Origin of the sequence: Microcoleus vaginatus FACHB-2002 (assembly GCF_040004035.1) — a bacterium.
Taxonomy (GTDB): Bacteria; Cyanobacteriota; Cyanobacteriia; order Cyanobacteriales; family Microcoleaceae; genus Microcoleus; species Microcoleus vaginatus_C.
On record NZ_JAMPLN010000025.1, the window covers coordinates 98,298 to 117,469 of the forward strand.

Consider the following 19,172-nt stretch of genomic DNA (forward strand, 5'->3'; position numbering starts at 1 on the left):
GTCAGAATCAATTGTAGTTTTACGAATACGAAGTCCGCAAGGCAAAGACTCAAGGTTTTGGCAGTTTGATGTTTGATAAACCATTAGCAATTAGCACTTAGTAATCAGGGATATGAGACAACATATTGAGCGACTCAAACAAAATCTAAGCAAAACTATGGTCGGCAAAGCGGATGCTATTCGCTTGGTGCTGGTAGCCGTGCTTTCTGGCGGACACGCGCTGCTGGAAGACGTGCCTGGTGTGGGAAAAACGCTGCTGGCGAAGTCTTTGGCGCGATCTATTGATGGGAAGTTTCAGCGGATTCAGTGCACTCCCGATTTGTTGCCGACGGATATCACTGGTACTAATATTTGGAATCCGCGCAGCGGAGAGTTTGAGTTTTTGCCCGGACCAGTTTTTGCTAATGTTTTGCTTGCCGATGAAATCAATCGGGCGACGCCACGAACTCAGTCAGCTTTGCTGGAGGTGATGGAAGAAAAGCAGGTGACAGTAGATGGAGTTTCTCGAAATGTTCCGAGGCCGTTTTTTGTGATTGCGACTCAGAACCCGATCGAATATCAAGGCACTTTTCCGCTGCCGGAAGCGCAAATGGATCGGTTTACTTTGTCTTTGACTTTGGGCTATCCCGCTGCGTTGGAAGAGTTGCAAATGTTGGAACGGCTTTCTGATAGTTTTGCTGTTGAAGATTTGCAGCCTTGTATTTCTTTGGAAGAGGTGCAGGAATTGCGCCGTTTGTGCGCTGCTGTGAAGGTGGAAGGATCTTTGAAACAGTATATTGTAGATTTGGTGCGATCGACGCGGGAGGATGAGGAGATTACTCTGGGGGTGAGTCCCCGGGGTGCGGTGGCTTTGCACCGGGCGTCCCAGGCTTTGGCGTTTATTTCGGGGCGGGATTTTGCTACCCCGGATGATGTGAAGGATTTGGCACCGCACGTACTTTCTCACAGGTTGATTCCGGCGGGGGGAAGGAGGGCTAAGACAATTGTTGACAAGTTGTTGCGGTCTGTTCCTATTCCTTAAACGGAACTTACCCCCTGGGGGGGTACTTCCGTCGGCTGAAAGCATTGATGTATATAAGATATAGGCATTTCAGAACGAAAAAAAAGTAGTCATGTATGAGTGGCGGTCGCCAAAAAATTTGGTAAAATAGGTTTCAAGACTGAGATCGGCCCAAATCCCCGCCACATAAAGGTTTCAACGGTTTGTAGTCATGTAAGGATTTTCCTTGATGTTGGAAAGTCTTATCCGGTAATGCTTTCAGTCGGAAGTACCCCGATTCGCGGGGTAAGTTCCGCTTAAAAAGTTGGTAAATAGGTTGGTCTAATTAAAGGAACAGGCAAGATGCCTGTTCCACAAAGAATGAATTTTATTATGGGATAGGCATGATGCTCGCCCTTGTTATATCAAATCCGGTGGCATCCGAATTAATATTACACACCGTCAGGAAACGGCAGTGCCGTTTCCCTACCATTAATAGGGCGAGAGTTACATCCGAGGGGGGCTAATGATTATTTTGGGGTAGGGAAACAGCATTGCCTTACTACTTTTTTAATCACGGCTTAATAGCACTCTCAAACAGCGCGACTAATTTTTTTGCCTCTAAATCAACATTATGTTGTTGAGCAACTCTCTCGGCTCCTGTTTTCCCCATTTGTTCTAGCTTTTCTAAAGGTGCTTCCAGTACCGCGCGCATCGCTACGGCTAATGCTTCTGCGGAACCGGGAGGAACTAACCAACCGCAAACACCGGGTTCTACGAGTTCCGGGATGCCAGCAACATAAGTGCTAATTACGGGCCGATTGAGAGCGAGGGCTTCCATAATTACGACGGGCAAACCTTCAGCAAAACTCGGCAATACCATTGCCCGTGAAGCTAAAATCTCTTGCTGAACTCGATCGCCACTGGCCCAGCCGGTAATTTCTATATGATTTTGCAGGCCGAGTTGCTGAATCTGCTGTTCAATATCCGATCGCAGCGGCCCGTCTCCTACGAGTACCAACTTAAACTCTAAGCCTTGAACTGCTAGCAAGTTAGCAGCTTCTAGCAATAACAAATGACCTTTTTGTTCGCTGAGCCGCCCAACACAAGCTAAGCGAGGTGCTGCGGGTATGGGGACGTAGGGTGCAGCTAAAAATGCAGCATCTACGCCGCAGTGTATGACGTGAATTTTTGACCAAAAAGTGCGATCGCACCACCGAAAAAGCTGACTTTTACCGAAGGAACTAACTGCTGCTACAAAGGTCGATCGTTTAATTTTTTCGTCTAAGGAAAGAATTGTGGCTTTATCAAATTCTTCAGGGCCGTGAACGGTGAAACTGTAAGTCGGGCCGCCAAGCACGCGGCACAGCATTGCGACTGTTGTCGAATTTGTCCCGAAGTGAGCGTGAACGTGTGCTGTACCCGATTCTGCAAACCAATTTAAAAGAATGCAAGCTTCTGCTAAATAAGCTAGATGCAGCAAAATCCCCCGTTCCGAGTGCCAGCCAACTTTGAACATTAACCGCACAGCTTCGATGAATCGAATGGGTCTAGTTGCGGCAACGCGGAGCAAACCCCACGCTAACCCCTGTACACCAACTCCTAAGATTACTTTAGTCAATTCTTGCTCTAGTTTGTCGGCCTCATCAACGAGTTCTGACTCGCAGGATCGGATAGAATAACGTGCGACTTTCATGCCGCAATTTTCAACGGCTAGGACTTCTCTGCGGACAAAGCTGTGGCTGACTTTGGGATATTGGTTAACTAAATAAGCGATGTTCATGAAGGGGGAGAAACTTTTATGGTAAAACTTAGATTAGTTTAGCCTTTAGCTGCATTCCCTGGGGAATAAATTTAGCTGATTTGTTGAGCTTATTTGAGCATGGGTGGAGGGCGATCGCTTTTGGCGGGATGGGGGAAGTGGCAGCGGGGCGATGGCTATTCCGGTGAGAGCAAATCAATCCACACATTTTACATTTTTAATACAATAGTCACGACAGTTTTTAGGTAGTAGTCACAAACCCTTGATTTTCATGTAGGCAGATCGATCGCCATGAAAGCCTTATTTTAGGGTTAGCCATCAAAGACTGTCCGAAGAGTTTTCAGATGCAAACCACTCCAAATCAGGTTGAACAACCCCCAGATTGCCTCAATCATTGGTAATTATTCAACGTGCAATTCCATCTAATTTCCTATTGTCACCTAAATTTTCCCGAAAATCACCAGCCCGAAAAATAATCGCCCAAATCCCCAAAAAACCAGCAACTCTGGCAACTCTCACAACTCCCCCAACTCTCACCACCAAAGATTTTTTTGAAGCGACTTGCTCTGCATCTACCCAAGATGACAGCAAATAAGGTAAAGTAAACGGCACAAGAGTCTAGAACTCTCCAACGACCGCAACTGAGCAAACCCGCCCCTGACCAGCCAAACTGGCAGGTACAGGTGGCATTAACCGCTAACCGTCAACCTCTAACAACCGACAAAAATGCAAACCTACTACTACGTTTTAGCCAGCCAACGCTTTTTGCTAGAAGAAGAAGCCCTAGATGAAGTGTTTAAAGAAAGAACTCGCAACTACAAAGAACAAGAAAAAGAAATAGACTTCTGGTTGGTCAAACAGCCCGCTTTCCTAGAAGTACCGACAATGGCCGAAGTTAAAGCAAAATGCCCTCAGCCAGCCGCCGCTATTATTTCTACCGATCCTGTCTTCATCACTTGGTTGAAACTGCGATTAGAATATGTACTGACAGGTGAATTTCAAGCCCCATCACCAACTATTCCCGATGCCCTCGCATCCCTACAGACAGCATGAATAAACTTGTCCAAAATCCGACAAAACAACTCACAGAAATTAGAAGTCAATTGTACAAATTTATTTTGTCTCTACCCCTATTTTCTGCTACTTCGATCGCCCTTTTTGCCTTGACAATTTTATCGACTTCTGTTAAAGCTGAGTCGAGCTGCCAACCGCCCCAGTCCGATGAATATCTACTGTTAATTGTCACCCCAACACCCGAAGAGCAAGAAAGAGCAAAACGCTCTTTCCCTGGAAATACTAACAACACAGTTTGTCGGTACATCAATGACACGGTGACGCGAGTTGGTGGCTTTCGAGACTCGCAAATTGCCAGCGATTGGGTTAAATACATCGAAGATGTTGTCGGATTACAAGCTTACATAGTACGATCGCCCGCAGCGGCACTACCCCAAAATTTGCCAGTCTACAACCCTCAGCCAGCACCAGGTTCTGAACCAATCACCAATTCTGCAACGGGCAATCTTGCCTTCAATCCCCAACCCCTGGGCCCTGGTTATGCAGTGTTAGTAGATTACTTCAACCAACCGGAATTAGCCGCCCAAGTCAGGCAAGCATTCGGCACGCAAGTAGGCTTAGCTTCCTACGGCCAGCGTCCCTTTTTATTCGTCGCTTATACAACGGATCAAAACGCCGCTACTGCTGCGGTAAAAGCATTGAGCGATCGAGGTTTTTGGCCGATGTTAGTAGACAGCCGCCGAGTTACCGTAATTGCTCCCGCTGTTCGCTAAAAGATAGAACTTGGCAATTCAAATTGCTTCTTGTCAAACAAAGTCCGCTTAAGGGAACTAATAACAATTATTGTTGTTGTTCGGATTCTAGCGGGCTGCTTCCTAGCTGACTTTCTGCCCGCTTTTTTGCTTCCATTGCCGCTCGGTAATCTGGTTTGTAGCGAATTGCTTTGTCATAAGAGGCGATCGCATCTTCGTATCTTTTTACCGCCACAAGTGCATTGCCGCGGCTGTACCAGGCTTCCGAGTAGTCAGGCTTGACATAGACAGCTTCATTGTAAGATACTAGCGCCTCTTCATACCGCTTTAAATTGGACTGAGCATTTCCTCTATTGTACCACGCTTGATATTCTTTCGGGTTTAAATCTAAGGCTCTGTTGTAACACTCAATTGCTTGTTCGTACTTGCGTAATTCGTGATATGACCAACCTAAATTGTACCATGCTTGATAATAATCAGGTTTTAATTTGACAGCTTTTTCGTAAGCTTTTACCGCTTCTTCATGTCGGCGCATTTTCAGCAAAGCGATGCCTTTACTGTACCACCCTTGATAAAAATTGGGCTGAAACCGCACGGCTTTTTCGTAGGCTTCAAAAGCTTCTTGTTTTTTGTTTAATTCGAGGAAAACATTGCCTAAATTGTACCAAGCTTCATAATTATCAAATTTGATTTCAACTGCTTTTTGATAGGATTCAACGGCTCGATCGTACTGTTTTAATTTTTGGTGAGCTTGTCCCCGGTTGTACCAGGCACGGTACAAATTGGGCTGAAATTTTACGGCTTTTTCGTAGGAAGCGATCGCCTCTTCGTACCGCTGCGAATCTAACAGAACATCGCCTCTGCCTTCCCACGCTGGGCCATAGTCGCGCTGGATTTTCAAAGCGTTATCAAAAGATGCGATCGCCTCTTGAGACTGTTGCAACTTATCCAAAGCATAACCGCGCCCCGTCCAAGCTTCTAAGTATTCTGGCTTTAATTCTATTGCTTTATCATAAGCTGACTGCGATTCTTCGTATTTTTTCAATTCGTACAAAGTTTTGGCTTTTTCCTGCCAAACTTCCGCGTAGTCCGGCCTGAGAGTTATTGCTCGCTCGTAAGCGGCCAGAGCTTCTTCAAATCGGCTTAAATTGTAAAGAGTATTGCCTCGGTTGTACAGGTCAGTTGCATTTGCCGCATTAAAAGTATTTACACCATAAATTGATGCTATAATACTGATGCCAATTAAACTGGCGATCGACAATATTTTTAAATACAGTTTTTTTCGGGATTTGGGCGGCCCCTTCGCCGCCGCAACCGGAGGCAATACAGGAACTGTACCGCTGAAAGAATTTTTCAATTCTTTAATAGCTTGCAGGGTTTCGCCGGCACTAGAATAACGCTGGCGAAAATCGTACTTTACCATCTTATCTAAAATCTTCGCAAATTCAGGACTGACTGATGTTTTGTCCTGCCAAATAATTTCCTCTGTATCGGGGTTTTTTGGCATTTGGTGAGGATTTATGCCAGTGAGGAACTGAATTGCGATCGCACCGACGGCATAGATATCGCTGCTGAGTTTCGGGTTGCCGTGAGCTTGTTCGCTGGGCATATAACCGGGAGTACCGATGCTGACACTCAAGCTATTCTTGGGCTGAGAATTGGTGAGTTGAGTAGTAATTTCTTTGACCGCGCCGAAGTCAATTAAAACTAATTTTCCGTCTCGATCTCTGCGGAGGATATTGCGGGGATTGACATCGCGGTGAATCACATTTTGTTGGTGTACAAAGTCTAAAATTTCGAGAAGTTCCTCCAATATACAAATGACTGCATCTTCCTGCATGACTCCCGCAGTTCCCCCTTGGTAAGAGGAGCCCCCCCCAGCCGCCCCTTGGTAAGGGGGGGTTTGGGGGGGTATAATTTCTTGACTTAAATCGTGACCTTCTATAAATTCTTGAACTAGATAAAACTCTTGATTCTCTTCAAAAAAAGCAAAAAGTCGGGGAATGCGATCGTGATTTCCCAACTTGTACAAAACTTGTGCTTCGGTATCGAATAAACGTCTTGCTACCTTTAGAGTTTCCGGATCGGTTGCGTGAGGTTTAAGCTGCTTGACGACGCAGAGGTGATTGCCTGGTAGCTGCTTATCTTCCGCTAAATAAGTTTGAGCAAATCCGCCGCCTCCCAAGTGACGGATAATGCTGTAGCGATTGCCGAGTGTTATTCCAAGCATGAGATTTACCTAATATTCCTAGTCTTTGGGAGAATTAGCTTCCCACCAAGCTGTCAAATCTTCCGCATTGGAAAATTCTAACATGGCCTATCTAAATTTTTTAATAGGTCGAACGACAACTGGGGAGTTTGAATTTCCATAAAATAAATTTTTGGGTGAAATCCCTTGTGCAGTTCTTCAATCATTAATTTAGTTCCCTCATTTGTTGCTGTATTGTACAAAGCTAGCTTGTCTCGGGTCTGCAGGTATAGAACTTGGATTTCAATAATTACAGACGTGCCTTTGTGGAGTTTGGCTATCACCTCTAAGTAGCTATTTTTGGCTGCGATGTAAGGTCGCTGTGCGAACTTTACGGTGACAGTCTGTTGGCTTTCTTTCTTGTTCCCTCCCCTTAGTAAGGGGAGGGTTAGAGTGGGGTTCTAGATTGTGGCTGGCATTGGGATGCTCCCACTCTAACTTAACTTTGAACCGATTTCAAAATTTGATCATCGACTGAAAAATCTATCTCAGCTTTGTCCCGCCCCGAAACTAGATAATCATTCTGAAAAGAATCTTTCAATCCAGAAAGTAAGTCAAATTCCGGCTGCCAGTTAAGCTCGGTGACAGCTTTATTAACTGAAGCAAAAAAGTGCTGCAATCTCATCGGAAAAGCTTTCTTTTTGCCGAACTCAAATTGTTTCGGATCGTAGTGTACAATCTTAATAGCATCAGGGGATTTGCCTGCGGCTTGAATGCAGGCGCGGGCTAAACCGTCAAAGGTGACAAATCGATCGCCCGAAACGTTGTAAATTTGCCCGATCGCCTTTTCGTTGCCCAAAACCGCCGCCATTGCTTTAGCCAAATCCTGACCGTGCCCCAACTGCGTGAAGTGCATTCCGTTACCGGGAATCGGAATCGGTCGATCGCGTACAATGCGATCGAAAAACCAAGCCTCCACATCGTTATAATTTTGGGGGCCGTAAATGTAAGTCGGGCGAATCGAAGTCCAAGGCAAACCCGATGTGGCCAAGTAATTTTCGGTTTCGCATTTACCTAAATGCCGGCTTTTAGGATCAGTAGCGTCCCCTTCAATATGAGGCATTTGATCCGATTTCAAATAAACCCCCGCAGAGCTCATGTAAACAAAGTGCTGCACCCGCCCTTTAAATATTTCAGCTAAAGGCTTTGTATCGCTGAGTTCGCGGCCGTTGTTGTCAAAAACCGCGTCAAACTCGACCGTCGATAACTTTTCTTGCAATTGTTCAACATTTGTGCGATCGCCCTGAATCTGTTTTACGCCCGCAACCGGTACAGGCTTGTTGCCCCGGTTAAACAACACCACTTCATGCCCTTGTGCTGCTAAAATCTTAGTAAGATAAACCCCGATAAACCGAGTACCGCCCATCATTAAAATTCGCATTATTTTCGATGCTCCTTACAGTTAGTGTAAATATCTTACAATAAAGTTATGCCTTACGGAGAAACCGGGTTTTTTAATAAAACACATATTAACAGCGATCAGCCCTGGTATAAAAAACCGGAACGCTTGAGTTTTTATGTGCAAGTCCTAAATGTCAGTTTTGTGCTTTACTAAAGTGCGAGCGCTCAAAATAAACATATAGCAATCCCTAAGACGATTAACACTTTCTCTCTTGCTAAAACCCTAGCTTTTCTACCTTATTCCTGACATCCGTTACATCCGTTACAGAATCCGTTGCCGAACTTCCTTCTTCCTTCCGCTATACTTTCAATTTGCCTAAAATAGCCCTATGCAAGTTCCCCGGCTGCATCCAGAAACAATCGAAGAAGTCAAACAAAGAGCCGACATAGTAGACGTTATTTCCGGTCGCGTCGTCTTGCGAAAACGCGGCAAAGAATTTGTAGGTTTGTGTCCCTTTCACGACGAAAAATCTCCCAGCTTTACAGTCAGCCCCGGCAAACAAATGTATTATTGTTTCGGCTGCGGTGCAGGCGGCAATGCTTTTAAGTTTCTCATGGAATTGGAGAAACGCCCTTTCAGCGAAGTAGTATTAGAATTAGCTAAAAATTATCAAGTCCCCGTCAAAACAGTCGAACCAGAACACCGACAAGAATTGCAGCGGCAAATTTCTCTGCGGGAACAACTCTATGAAATCTCAGCACTAACAGCCAACTTTTACGAACACGCTTTGCGACAAACCCAAGGAGAAGAACCCTTAGCATATCTCAAATCAGAGCGCCAGCTAAGCGAAGAAACTATCCAACAATTTCAATTAGGTTATGCACCCCAAGGTTGGGAAGCACTTTACAGTTATTTAGTAGAACAGAAAAACTATCCGGCGCAGTTAGTCGAACAAGCTGGATTAATTGTACCCCGAAAAAATGGCGGCAGCGGTTATTACGATCGCTTCCGCAATCGCATTATGATTCCCATTCGCGATACCCAAGGCAGAGTCATCGGTTTCGGCGGCAGAGCTCTCGGCGACGAACAGCCGAAATACCTCAATTCTCCCGAAACAGAACTCTTCGATAAAGGCAAAACTTTATTCGCCTTAGATACAGCGAAAACAGCCATTAGCAAAGCCGATCGCGCAGTGGTGGTAGAAGGGTACTTTGATGCGATCGCACTTCAGGCCGCCGGCATCTCCAACGCCGTCGCTTCACTCGGCACAGCCTTAAGTTTAAACCAAGTACGGCAGTTATTGCGGTACACGGACTCCAAACAAATTATCCTCAACTTCGACGCCGACAAAGCAGGAACTCAAGCAGCAGAACGCGCGATTGGGGAAATAGAAAAACTCGCTTATCAAGGAGAAGTGCAACTGCGGGTACTCAACATTCCCGACGGCAAAGATGCCGACGAATACCTCAAAACATACTCCCCAGAACAATATCGAGAATTGCTCGAAAATGCTCCGTTGTGGATCGACTGGCAACTGCAACAAATGCTCGTCAATCAAGATTTGAAGCAAGCCGATACTTCCCAGCAAGTCACCAAAAAAATTATTAATTTATTAAGCAATATCACTGACGACAATCAGCTAGCACATTATTTGCAAAAAAGCGCCGAAATTCTCAGCAAAGGAGATTTTAGACTTACAAAGATGCTCGCTGAAAACTTGCTCAATCAAGTAGTCAGCGATTGGGCTAAGCGCCAGAGTCAAGACGAATCTTTAACAATGCCCCTGTTAATTAGAAACAAGCTGAAGCCGAGCAAACAATATAAAAAGCAGCGTGCAAGCGGCGAAAACAAAAGCTCAAAATCAACCTTATCTGGCGTAGCCCGCAGTCTTTTAGAAGAAGCAGAAGCGCAATTATTGCAGATTTATTTGCACTGTCCCGAATACCGCCAAGATGTCAGAGAAGCAATAGAAGCTAGAGACGTGCAGTTTAGCCTTTCTCACCACAGATTTTTGTGGCACCAGATTGTGAATGCAGAAATATTGCACAAAATGTCTTTACAAGTAGCCCCTTCAGAGTTAATATTGAAATTGCAAGATAGCTTCATTGAATATCCCAATCAACTAAATCAAATCTCGCATTTATTTCACTTAAATGAGTTCTCAGAAAGAAACGTTTATCGCGCACCTCTAGTCATTAGATCAGCCCTCGCCTGTATCGAGCAAATTATCAGCATGAAGCGCCGCCGGATTGCACTCAATATGTGGGAAAAAGCCAAGGCCGCTAGCAGTTGCGAAGAGGCTATAGAATATCATCAACTCTTCTGTGCCGAACAAGAATGGCTCAAGGAATTAGAGCGGTTGCGTCAAGTTAATTTTTACGATTTAACATCTGTACCTTGGAGTGGGAATTTTTAGGAGTTAAGGACTAAAGCCGTGAGTCTAATATTAAAGTCGTATATTTAGGTTTTTTATCCCTAAGTCTTTAATTAGTTTGTCAGTCTGTTATTGGCGATGTGGGCTGAACAAGATCACGATTGTTCCCACTAGAGAGAATGTAACGCCAAGCAAGTCCCACTTATCCGGCTTAACACCTTCAACTAGCCACAACAAGAACAGGGATAAGAGGATGTACAACCCGCCGTAGGCAGCGTATGCCCTACCAACATTTGAGGTATCCACCTTGGTGAGAGAAAAAGCGTAGATCATCAGCGCTAAGATACCTGGGATAATCCAAAATATGCTTTTGCCAAGTCTCAACCACGCCCAAAAGGCATAGCAGCCAGAGATTTCTCCCAGGGGCGCAAGTAAGAAGAAAATAAACGTCTGCATATTTAGCTTGACCTTTAAACACAAGAGCTTAATACTATACAAAGCTTACGTAAAGGGCACAAGCGATCGCCATTAGCATTGTTGTTGTTCGAGGATGACGAGTGGTTAGATCCTTGGGAGTCTGGTTCGGTGGTTGTCCAGGTTTTGTCTGCCACTCCGGCGATACGGAAAGCTTCAACAAAGCGTACTTTGGAGAAGTTTTCAGTTCAAAGTTTTCGGACGTTAGTGACTAATTTATCGACATCGCTAAAAATCGAGTGCAGCCTAAACTAGCGGGTGTTTCAGTTAGTTTCGACCTGACGGCGGCAGCTCCTTTACAGCAGAAAGCCTTCGATTTGCTGGGGGGCCCGGATACATTCTAGTCAGGTATCCGGCGGGGGCTAAAGCCCGATCGCCCTATTGATGGGGGCAATACTAGGAACTTTAAGAGGACGCGGGAGAAGTTCCGTTTCAGGTGCCGTTACTCTGAGGTAATCGGCGATAAACTCACCATACGTTTTCCTGATTTCGTCAGGGAGAAATTTATATCCAAGGATCTTCGAGCGACATTCGGTGGAGCCACAACAACATTTGGGAATGTCAATGAAACTGTACTCTGTTGTAGAGTAATCCCATGTAATCTCGCTTCCCGAAGGAATATCAACCAATGCCACGAAATCGTAGGCTCCGAATTGATTATTCCGAACCCCTGTGTTTGGGCTACAAGAATGATTGATCAATAATGCCGGTTCATCTAATTTTATATGCAGGTCAAAGTCCATCTGAATCGAGTGAGTACCTCTTTCGGGCAAGATATCGACTCGGCGTCCAACCACCACAGTCTCACCTTTACGGAAGCCTCTGCTGGCAAAAACGCCTCTACCTTTCTCTGTTTGCTGGATCAAAATATCCAAACCCATTTTCCTCACTCTTAATACAAATTACAAATCTAATTCTAATTCCACGAGGTTAGCGCTCGAAAGCGACACTGGAGCGTTAATGGGTTCAGTATCCGAATCTGACAGCGCTGCGACAATCGACTCGTTAACCTGGATTTCGCCAGTGTGCTCAGAGTCCTGAGATTTGCTTTGACCAAAAACCATTGCCACCACTACAAGAGATGCGCCAATCACACCGCGTATTCCAAGTTTCTCTCCCAGTAGTAGAAACGAGAAAATCGCTGCGAAAATCGGATCGAGTGTATAAATTAGCGCCGTCTGGTAAGCGTTAACCCATCGTTGAGCCACTACTTGAAGCACAATCGTAGCAGCAGTATCAAATAAGCCAATATATAAAAGAATACCAAGATTCGCGCCAATTGCCTCCTGTTGTGCAAGCAGATCTGGAGCGGCCCAGATTAAAGAAAATATTGTTATCACCCAAAGCTGGATCGCGGCGAGTGGCAAAATGGGGTGGCGCAACGTGGTAGACTCAAGCTTAAGAGTGTAGATCGAGTAGAGGAAGGCGTTGCCCAAGATCAACAGATCGCCGATCGCTAGCTGTTCACTCTCCCAACACATCACTCCAATGCCAAAGAGGGCAATTCCTGCGGCGAGGAAAGTTTTTAGGAACACCTGCCTACCTAGCAGTTGCCCTAGCAGAGGAACTAGGATGACGTTGAAACTGGCAATGAATGCAGCACGATCGGCAGAAGTTGTCTCAAGGGCAACGGTTTGGAGGACTGATGCAGGAAACAGTATGAGTGATAAGAAGACTCCATCCCGTAGCAGGGAAAAATTCAGGAAGCGCAAATAGGGGGTAAAGGGCAACGCTGCTATTACGTAGCGGGTTGCAAATATTGCAGAAGGAGAAAGACTGCTGAGAGCTCCCTTGATAACCGGATAGCTTGTACCCCAGATTAGGGTGACAAGGACCAACACTGCTATACCCCAAGCATGGAGAGTGTTTGGCGATCTTTGAGAACCACTATTTAATTCTGTAGTCATTGAGTAGCCTAATCGATTAGCAATTGAACTAAATTCCGTTAGTTAACTTTAAAGAGGTTGACTAGAGTAAGAAATATCAATATTTTCAACTCGAATGTAGCCTAAACTAGCGGGTGTTGCAGTTAGTTTCGACCTGAAGACGCCAACTCGTTTACAGCATAAAGCCTTCGATTTGCTGGGGTTTCCGCTGATATTGCAGTCATGTATCGCGCCGTGGCTCAAGCCCGATCGCCCGACTGCCAGAGGGTTTACATGGAACTTACCCCGCGTGCGGAGTAAGTTTGGTTTAATTAGCCTTTTAATAGTCGCAAAAAAGAGTTTCGCGAGTATCTCTACCCGTCACCGGATTAGTACCTTTTGCCACTTTACAAAGTTTTTCTATCATATCGTCTCGCAGCAGTGTCTCTGTAAAATCAGCACCGTCAATGACAGCTCCTTCGAGTCGAGTATTGTAAGCGAAAGCACCCTCAAGAATAGCATTAGTTAAATTTGCTTTCATCATGCGAGCTAAATCTAAAGTCGCACCCGTGAAATTCGCCCCTTCTAAATTTGCTTCTTCCATATTAGCCGCAAAAAAGCTGACGCCCCGCAAATCTGCATTAGTAAAATTGCTGTTGCGAAGATTGGCTTTATTAAAGCTGTCGTCAGTCAGAACTTGCCCAGTAAAATCAGCGCCGACTAGGATTTCTTTGTCGTGATCCAAAGCGAAAGCAGGTGCGGGATTAATGCCGATCGCCCCAGCGGCAATTACTGCTAAAATAACAAAACTCAGCAAGAAAGTATAAATATGTTGGCGAATTCGAGAAATCATCATACAAGTTCAAGCTAATGGGCAGTCGTGACAGTTCAGAATTGAATTCTACCAGAAAGAGCGTCAAGCGTAGCTATCCCGTAGGGAATCGCCCGTTAGCGACGGCTGACTCCAATTTCCCCCAATCCCCAAACTCTCGGGATATCGGCACATTGGGAGAAAACTTAGTCGCCGACTGGTTGCAGCAGCAAGGCTGGGAAATCTTGCACCGGCAGTGGCACTGTCGCTGGGGAGAGATTGACATCATCGCACTCGGAAGAGATGAAGAAAGCGAAATCAACAGAGGTAACGAAAATTCCCCATTCCCCATTCCCCATTCCCCATTCCCCATTCCCCATTCCCAAACATTAGCATTTGTAGAGGTGAAAACTCGCCGCCGGGGAAACTGGGATGCTGGTGGAATGTTGGCTATTACTACCACAAAACAAGCCAAACTTTGGCAAACAGCCGAAATATTTTTAAGCACTCATCCAGATTTAGCCAATAATTATTGTCGCTTTGATGTCGCTTTAGTCAGGTGCGAACCTTCACAACAAAGCACTAAGCAAATATTGCCACCATTAACAGCAGCGCACTCTCAATCCGCCGTTGCAGGAAACTACCGACTCACCCTGCAAGAATACATTCGCTCGGCTTTTAGCAATTAAAAATATATAATTAAAATTTAGAGGGTAAAATCTCAAAGCAATGCCACTAGGTAATTTTTAATTGTTAACTTGCCTAGGCTGTGGCGCATTTCTCTCTTGAGCTTTAACGGAGCTGAAAAAAGCGTTCAATCTTCTCCCGCTTTCCCCTTCTCTCCCTCTCCTGTTCTGTCATCACAGTTAATTTATATGCGTAGCAATCTAGGCCAGAGTTTCCGGGCAATATCCCAGACCCTTGACAAACTGCTGGCGAAACGCTTCAATTTCTTTGCGGTCAGGGCTGCCGTGACAAACCACGGCCACCTGGTAGCGGCGCATCACGCTCAGTGGGGACTGTCCGGTTTCCAAACTCCAAAGCGCCATTTGCAAGCGAATTTCAGGATCGTAAGGAATCCCGAGTTCGTTCATAAAAGCCCGAAAATCCCCGTGCATTTCGGGTGTTAAATATTGGCTCATCTTCACCTTTACCACCCAGCCGTCAATTTGGTGAATAACAGTGATAAATTGCAAGGGAAGATGATGAGCCGTGCGTAGGTAATCCACGACTCTCAGAGTAAGGCTAGTATTGGCGATGTAGTAGAGGTATTCCATAACGATCCTTATGAGCAAAGCTGATGCTACACCTCTATCCTCGCGGGCTATACCCGCGACCACAAGGGGAAAAGCACCCGACTTTGGATGGGGGTTTTTACCCAATTTGTTACCCAGTTGACAGATCGATCGCACAGGAATTCACTTGATGACAGAGATGGACTGGTCTTTGGACGGCTACGACTACGAACTTCCGCCCTCGCGCATTGCCCAAAATCCCGTAGTGCCGAGGGACAGTTCTCGCTTGCTGGCTGTAGATTCTCCCAGCAGCCACCAACACCGGATTTTTAGGGATTTACCCGATTTGCTGCAACCAGGCGACTTGCTGGTACTGAACAACACCCGCGTGCTGCCAGCGAGGCTCTACGGGCACAAACCCAACGGCCCGGCTGTGGAGATATTGTTAATGGAAGAACGGCAGCACAACTGTTGGTTGGCTTTGGTTAAACCGGGGAAACGCTTAAAGTTGGGAGCAAAAATTGAGTTTGATCCCATCGCCCCTGCCTGTGAGGACTCTACCACAGCTCCTTGCTGTTGCCTTCCCGATGCCACGATGCCCGATCGTCGTCGATTGACTGCAACAGTTATAGACAGGGACGACGCAACAGGGGGACGGCTGTTGGAGTTTGACATCCCCACAGATGAGAATCTGGCGAAGTTTTTGGACGAATACGGTCACATACCCCTGCCGCCCTACATCGAAAATTCCCAAGCTTCAGCGGAACAGTACCAGACTGTTTATGCCGATCGGCTTGGGGCGGTGGCTGCCCCCACAGCAGGCCTGCACTTCACCGAAGAATTGTTCAGCCGCTTGGAACAGCGGGGAATCGAAAAAACTTTTGTCACCTTACACGTCGGAGTAGGGACGTTTCGCCCGGTGGAGGTGGCAGACGTGACGGCTCACAAAATGCACGGCGAATGGGTGGAAGTACCCCCCGCCACCGTCGAGAAAATTCGGGAAACTCAAGCCCGAGGCGGGCGGATCGTTGCCGTGGGTACCACAGCAGTGCGAGCTTTAGAGGGAGCGGCCGCCGCCAGTGGCGATTTTTCCTTGCAACCTTTTTGCGGCCCGACCAATTTGTTTATCTACCCGGGCTACAAGTGGCGGGTTGTAGAGGGGATGATTACCAATTTTCACTTGCCCCGCTCTACTTTAATGATGATGGTAAGTGCGATGATTGGAAGGCTTCGGCTGTTGGATTTGTACCGAGAAGCGATCGAGCATCAGTACCGCTTTTATTCCTTTGGCGATGCCATGCTGATTCTACCAACAGCAAAAAAGGATTGATCGATCGGGCATCGGGTTCGCCCCATGCCCGGTATTCCGTTTCTATTCTTCCTCCTCTTCTTCATTGCCGGGATACACGAAGCTGTTGGAACGCCCAGTCAGAACAGATTTGCCCAGAGACAGAGCTTTCTGAGCTGCCACTACAGCTTTGCGCTTCCATGTGGCCTTACGCATATTCTTCTTGGATTTGGAGGTTTTCTTCTTAGGGACTGCCATGACGCTAAATACTTTCTGCTTGCTTATATAGACAAACAAACATTCTAGCCGATTTTGTCGGCAATGCTTACTCGAAAAACCGCAATAACTGCTCGGTAAGCAATATCAAGTAGTAGGGTGCGTCAGCGATTAGCTTCTGGAAAAATAGACAAAATCCCCTAGGTAACGCACCCGCAGCAGCTAAAGTTCGTGAAAGTGGTAGATCACGACGCCAGTTACAGCATCGTTCTCGATACTCACATAACCCGTTTTGAGCATTGCCGTGAAAGCCTCTTCCACTTCGGCAAAAGTAGCGCCGGTCGCCATCACCCCTTGGGTGACAGATAATCTTCCGTTCTTGGTATAAGCTGCCTTCAGGAGTTTAACCCCTAACTGGTCTGGAGTTGGCTTGGGGTATGTCGCGGCGATCGCCCCGCTGCTGGGATATAGCGGTATACCTTCGCGAGATACGCCGAGTTTGCCCCTGAGACTGGCATTGTGTTCGTCCACCATGTTCGGCAGCAGCAGCAAGTCAAACAATTGCCCAAACCCAAACAAACCAAAGGTAAACAGCCACAGCAAACCACTACCAATTTTGCCGTTGTAGAGGCGGTGGAGTCCGAAGGGGCCGAAAAAACAAGCTGCCCATAAAAGGTAACTAACACCTAAATTGCTCATTTTCTGACCATCCTGCCTGATTATTCTAAGAATTGGAGTCCCTCTATACATTTTGTACTTTCTATGTGGTGTTTAAACAGGTTGACATGGGAATTTATTTGTGTGGTACCCTAATAAACTGACAAAAGGCAGAATTTGGTTTCCCCATACCTTCTGTCTGGAAGCCCATGAGTAATTCTGCGTAGCAATTCTTAACGCCATCAACATATTTCCGGGGGCGAGAGCTTGGTAAACTGGAGGGCGTGGAAATTACAGCAGCTTAGAACTGGATTCCACACGGAGCGCCAAACCGAGCGCCAAAGCAAGCGCGCCGCCAGCGCTGGCCGGACATACACGAGCGCGATCGCCCGCAGTGCCCGACAATTGAAACAAGCGAGTAGTTATAAGCAGAAATCCAATAAAAATATGGTAGATTCCCTCAAAAAACCCACTTTTGAAGAACTGCGGCCGGGAGTGAAAGCCCCAGCCAAAGAAACTATTCTCACGCCGAGATTTTACACAACCGACTTTGACGAGATGGCCAAAATGGACATCTCGGTAAATGAAGCCGAACTAGAAGCAATTATCCAAGAGTTCCGCGTTGACTACAACAAAAACCACTTCGTGCGGGATGAGGAGTTCGCTCAATCTTGGGATCACATTGACGGCGAAAAACGCCAGTTGTTCATTGAGTTTCTAGAACGTTCATGCACCGCTGAGTTTTCTGGGTTCTTGCTTTACAAAGAATTGGGACGCAGGCTCAAAGACAAAAATCCAGTGCTCGCCGAGGGTTTCAACCTGATGTCGCGGGACGAAGCGCGGCACGCCGGATTCCTCAACAAAGCTCTCTCGGACTTTAATTTGTCCTTGGATTTGGGTTTCTTGACAAAGAGCCGCAGTTACACATTCTTTAAGCCGAAGTTTATTTTCTACGCGACTTACTTGTCTGAAAAGATCGGTTATTGGCGCTACATCACCATTTATCAGCACTTAAAAGCCCATCCTGAAGACCAGATTTATCCGATTTTCCGATTCTTTGAAAATTGGTGCCAGGATGAAAACCGCCACGGAGATTTCTTTGATGCGGTGATGAGAGCTCAGCCTCAGATGTTGAATGATTGGCGCGCTAAGCTTTGGTGCCGTTTCTTCTTGCTGTCAGTGTTCGCGACAATGTATCTCAATGATATCCAGCGCGCGGGTTTTTATCGATCGCTCGGACTCGATGCTCGCGAATACGACATTGAAGTGATTAAAAAGACCAACGAAACAGCAGGCCGCGTATTCCCCGTGATGCTGGACGTGAACAACCCAGAATTTTATGAACGGCTGGATGTTTGCCTCAAGAACAATCAGCAGTTGACAGCAATTGTTGCTTCTAATACTCCGAAATTCTTGCAGTTCTTCCAAAAATTGCCTTTGTATCTGTCGAACGGCTGGCAATTAGTGAAGCTGTACTTCATGAAAACAATTGAATCACCTTCAGTACAGGGCGCTGTGCGTTAAGTTTTGATTTTTCATCCTCTGTGACTGCGGCTCTGCGACAAGCGGAGCCGCTTTTTTTTTGTATCCCACATTCCGCAGATGTGTGTAAAATTTTTTTATCCGTTCTGAAAAGTTGGAGTCAAAAAGTTTTTCCGTTTAACTTATGCGGTTTTAACGTCACGGATACCTGTCAACTCTCCCGAAATTAAATAAAGTGAAATAATTGACTTTTTTTAATAGCTTGATGGCGCTTTTTTCTCGAAACAACTAAGCTTTTTAGCCAAGCCAACTCCTGCCAAGAGCTAATTATCTTGACTAATAAATGTGGATTATTCACCAATATCTACAGCTTAATAACGAGCGTCATCCACCTAAATACATTAAATAGTACCTACTGCAATACTGTCCTAAATGCTTTAATACATCTTGACGGTCTTGGGTTAAATTGCTCACTTGTTTAGAGCCGTTGACCGTCACTAAATGTACCGCTTGAAACATCTGAAATATCCATCGCATTGTCGGTTTATTGGTGAGCTTCTTTACCTGATTTCTGACTCCCTCATTGGTAGCTGATAATTGTTGTCTCAATTTCCTTTGTGCCAGGGTATAAACTAACAAGCACAGTCCCAATATCATTCCTATTGCTTCGACT

The 19,172-nt window shown here is 46.0% G+C and carries 18 protein-coding genes and 1 pseudogene; 7 read left to right on the forward strand and 12 right to left on the reverse strand.

Translation table 11 applies throughout. The features are described 5' to 3' along the window. Positions 1-112 precede the first annotated feature (112 nt). Positions 113-1,021: an AAA family ATPase gene (locus tag NDI35_RS20610; RefSeq protein ID WP_445314360.1), complete on the forward strand. Its 909-nt coding sequence runs from the start codon at positions 113-115 to the stop codon at positions 1,019-1,021. 532 nt (positions 1,022-1,553) lie between these two features. On the opposite strand, the gene NDI35_RS20615 is transcribed toward NDI35_RS20610, so the two are convergent. Together NDI35_RS20615 and NDI35_RS20620 are read right to left on the reverse strand one after the other, a co-directional pair. Then, a complete protein-coding gene (locus tag NDI35_RS20615) occupies positions 1,554-2,762 on the reverse strand; it encodes a glycosyltransferase (protein WP_445314361.1) in 1,209 nt (402 codons plus the stop codon). A gap of 384 nt (positions 2,763-3,146) precedes the next feature. Continuing rightward, complete coding sequence (locus NDI35_RS20620; protein WP_445314362.1) at positions 3,147-3,353, reverse strand: hypothetical protein; 207 nt, start codon at positions 3,351-3,353, stop codon at positions 3,147-3,149. A gap of 114 nt (positions 3,354-3,467) precedes the next feature. On the opposite strand from NDI35_RS20620, the gene NDI35_RS20625 reads away from it, so the two are divergent. Both NDI35_RS20625 and NDI35_RS20630 read left to right on the forward strand, forming a co-directional pair. Beyond that, positions 3,468-3,794, forward strand: coding sequence for an MgPME-cyclase complex family protein (locus tag NDI35_RS20625; protein WP_445314363.1), 327 nt, complete (start codon positions 3,468-3,470; stop codon positions 3,792-3,794). Further along, a complete protein-coding gene (locus NDI35_RS20630; RefSeq protein WP_445314364.1) occupies positions 3,791-4,528 on the forward strand; it encodes a hypothetical protein in 738 nt (245 codons plus the stop codon). The genes NDI35_RS20625 and NDI35_RS20630 overlap by 4 nt, the downstream gene beginning before the upstream one ends. Before the next feature lie 67 nt (positions 4,529-4,595). On the opposite strand, the gene NDI35_RS20635 is transcribed toward NDI35_RS20630, so the two are convergent. Together NDI35_RS20635 and NDI35_RS20640 are read right to left on the reverse strand one after the other, a co-directional pair. After that, positions 4,596-6,737 (reverse strand): tetratricopeptide repeat protein, encoded by a 2,142-nt coding sequence (locus tag NDI35_RS20635; RefSeq protein ID WP_445314365.1) that lies wholly within the window; start codon positions 6,735-6,737, stop codon positions 4,596-4,598. Between the two features lie 457 nt (positions 6,738-7,194). Then, a complete protein-coding gene (locus tag NDI35_RS20640; protein ID WP_445314366.1) occupies positions 7,195-8,136 on the reverse strand; it encodes an NAD-dependent epimerase/dehydratase family protein in 942 nt (313 codons plus the stop codon). Between the two features lie 349 nt (positions 8,137-8,485). Between NDI35_RS20640 and dnaG the strand changes: the two genes are divergently transcribed. Continuing rightward, on the forward strand, positions 8,486-10,513 hold the full coding sequence (gene dnaG, locus NDI35_RS20645) for a DNA primase (protein WP_445314367.1): 2,028 nt from the start codon (positions 8,486-8,488) through the stop codon (positions 10,511-10,513). Between the two features lie 87 nt (positions 10,514-10,600). On the opposite strand, the gene NDI35_RS20650 is transcribed toward dnaG, so the two are convergent. From NDI35_RS20650 to NDI35_RS20665, 4 genes are all read right to left on the reverse strand, one after another. Further along, positions 10,601-10,927, reverse strand: coding sequence for a YnfA family protein (locus NDI35_RS20650; protein WP_445314368.1), 327 nt, complete (start codon positions 10,925-10,927; stop codon positions 10,601-10,603). Between the two features lie 380 nt (positions 10,928-11,307). Further along, complete coding sequence (locus tag NDI35_RS20655) at positions 11,308-11,826, reverse strand: SET domain-containing protein-lysine N-methyltransferase (RefSeq protein ID WP_445314369.1); 519 nt, start codon at positions 11,824-11,826, stop codon at positions 11,308-11,310. Between the two features lie 21 nt (positions 11,827-11,847). After that, the gene (locus NDI35_RS20660; protein WP_445314370.1) at positions 11,848-12,852 is read right to left on the reverse strand and encodes a DMT family transporter; all 1,005 of its coding nucleotides are present in this window, start codon (positions 12,850-12,852) and stop codon (positions 11,848-11,850) included. A 298-nt stretch (positions 12,853-13,150) separates the two neighbouring features. Then, positions 13,151-13,666 (reverse strand): pentapeptide repeat-containing protein, encoded by a 516-nt coding sequence (locus tag NDI35_RS20665; protein WP_333044350.1) that lies wholly within the window; start codon positions 13,664-13,666, stop codon positions 13,151-13,153. Between the two features lie 14 nt (positions 13,667-13,680). Here NDI35_RS20665 and NDI35_RS20670 point away from each other — a divergent pair, with 14 nt between their 5' ends. After that, on the forward strand, positions 13,681-14,310 hold the full coding sequence (locus NDI35_RS20670) for a YraN family protein (RefSeq protein WP_445314371.1): 630 nt from the start codon (positions 13,681-13,683) through the stop codon (positions 14,308-14,310). 198 nt (positions 14,311-14,508) lie between these two features. Here NDI35_RS20670 and NDI35_RS20675 read toward each other — a convergent pair whose 3' ends face one another. After that, the gene (locus NDI35_RS20675) at positions 14,509-14,898 is read right to left on the reverse strand and encodes a hypothetical protein (protein WP_006632408.1); all 390 of its coding nucleotides are present in this window, start codon (positions 14,896-14,898) and stop codon (positions 14,509-14,511) included. Positions 14,899-15,046: 148 nt separating this feature from the next. Between NDI35_RS20675 and queA the strand changes: the two genes are divergently transcribed. After that, positions 15,047-16,186, forward strand: coding sequence for a tRNA preQ1(34) S-adenosylmethionine ribosyltransferase-isomerase QueA (gene queA, locus NDI35_RS20680; protein WP_445314372.1), 1,140 nt, complete (start codon positions 15,047-15,049; stop codon positions 16,184-16,186). A gap of 42 nt (positions 16,187-16,228) precedes the next feature. Here queA and rpmF read toward each other — a convergent pair whose 3' ends face one another. Further along, positions 16,229-16,402, reverse strand: coding sequence for a 50S ribosomal protein L32 (rpmF, locus tag NDI35_RS20685; protein WP_006632406.1), 174 nt, complete (start codon positions 16,400-16,402; stop codon positions 16,229-16,231). Positions 16,403-16,582: 180 nt separating this feature from the next. Beyond that, positions 16,583-17,059 carry a TM2 domain-containing protein gene (locus NDI35_RS20690; RefSeq protein WP_190738825.1) on the reverse strand — a complete coding sequence of 159 codons (477 nt, stop codon included), beginning with the start codon at positions 17,057-17,059 and terminating at the stop codon, positions 16,583-16,585. 405 nt (positions 17,060-17,464) lie between these two features. Between NDI35_RS20690 and acsF the strand changes: the two genes are divergently transcribed. Further along, positions 17,465-18,541, forward strand: a complete 1,077-nt coding sequence (gene acsF / locus NDI35_RS20695; protein WP_333154677.1) for a magnesium-protoporphyrin IX monomethyl ester (oxidative) cyclase — start codon at positions 17,465-17,467, stop codon at positions 18,539-18,541. Between the two features lie 342 nt (positions 18,542-18,883). On the opposite strand, the pseudogene NDI35_RS20700 reads toward acsF, so the two are convergent. After that, positions 18,884-19,172 (reverse strand): annotated as a pseudogene (locus tag NDI35_RS20700) (IS1634 family transposase); the annotation flags it as partial.

What these genes read in the sequence shown, in the direction of transcription:
- queA (WP_445314372.1), top strand. Translation starts at nt 15,047, where the DNA reads ATGACAGAGATGGACTGGTCTTTGGACGGCTACGACTACGAACTTCCG.
- NDI35_RS20630 (WP_445314364.1), top strand. Translation starts at nt 3,791, where the DNA reads ATGAATAAACTTGTCCAAAATCCGACAAAACAACTCACAGAAATTAGA.
- NDI35_RS20665 (WP_333044350.1), bottom strand. Translation starts at nt 13,666, where the DNA reads ATGATGATTTCTCGAATTCGCCAACATATTTATACTTTCTTGCTGAGT.
- rpmF (WP_006632406.1), bottom strand. Translation starts at nt 16,402, where the DNA reads ATGGCAGTCCCTAAGAAGAAAACCTCCAAATCCAAGAAGAATATGCGT.
- NDI35_RS20675 (WP_006632408.1), bottom strand. Translation starts at nt 14,898, where the DNA reads ATGGAATACCTCTACTACATCGCCAATACTAGCCTTACTCTGAGAGTC.
- acsF (WP_333154677.1), top strand. Translation starts at nt 17,465, where the DNA reads ATGGTAGATTCCCTCAAAAAACCCACTTTTGAAGAACTGCGGCCGGGA.
- NDI35_RS20660 (WP_445314370.1), bottom strand. Translation starts at nt 12,852, where the DNA reads ATGACTACAGAATTAAATAGTGGTTCTCAAAGATCGCCAAACACTCTC.
- NDI35_RS20635 (WP_445314365.1), bottom strand. Translation starts at nt 6,737, where the DNA reads ATGCTTGGAATAACACTCGGCAATCGCTACAGCATTATCCGTCACTTG.
- NDI35_RS20625 (WP_445314363.1), top strand. Translation starts at nt 3,468, where the DNA reads ATGCAAACCTACTACTACGTTTTAGCCAGCCAACGCTTTTTGCTAGAA.
- NDI35_RS20690 (WP_190738825.1), bottom strand. Translation starts at nt 17,059, where the DNA reads ATGAGCAATTTAGGTGTTAGTTACCTTTTATGGGCAGCTTGTTTTTTC.
- NDI35_RS20640 (WP_445314366.1), bottom strand. Translation starts at nt 8,136, where the DNA reads ATGCGAATTTTAATGATGGGCGGTACTCGGTTTATCGGGGTTTATCTT.
- dnaG (WP_445314367.1), top strand. Translation starts at nt 8,486, where the DNA reads ATGCAAGTTCCCCGGCTGCATCCAGAAACAATCGAAGAAGTCAAACAA.
- NDI35_RS20615 (WP_445314361.1), bottom strand. Translation starts at nt 2,762, where the DNA reads ATGAACATCGCTTATTTAGTTAACCAATATCCCAAAGTCAGCCACAGC.
- NDI35_RS20650 (WP_445314368.1), bottom strand. Translation starts at nt 10,927, where the DNA reads ATGCAGACGTTTATTTTCTTCTTACTTGCGCCCCTGGGAGAAATCTCT.
- NDI35_RS20670 (WP_445314371.1), top strand. Translation starts at nt 13,681, where the DNA reads ATGGGCAGTCGTGACAGTTCAGAATTGAATTCTACCAGAAAGAGCGTC.
- NDI35_RS20610 (WP_445314360.1), top strand. Translation starts at nt 113, where the DNA reads ATGAGACAACATATTGAGCGACTCAAACAAAATCTAAGCAAAACTATG.
- NDI35_RS20655 (WP_445314369.1), bottom strand. Translation starts at nt 11,826, where the DNA reads ATGGGTTTGGATATTTTGATCCAGCAAACAGAGAAAGGTAGAGGCGTT.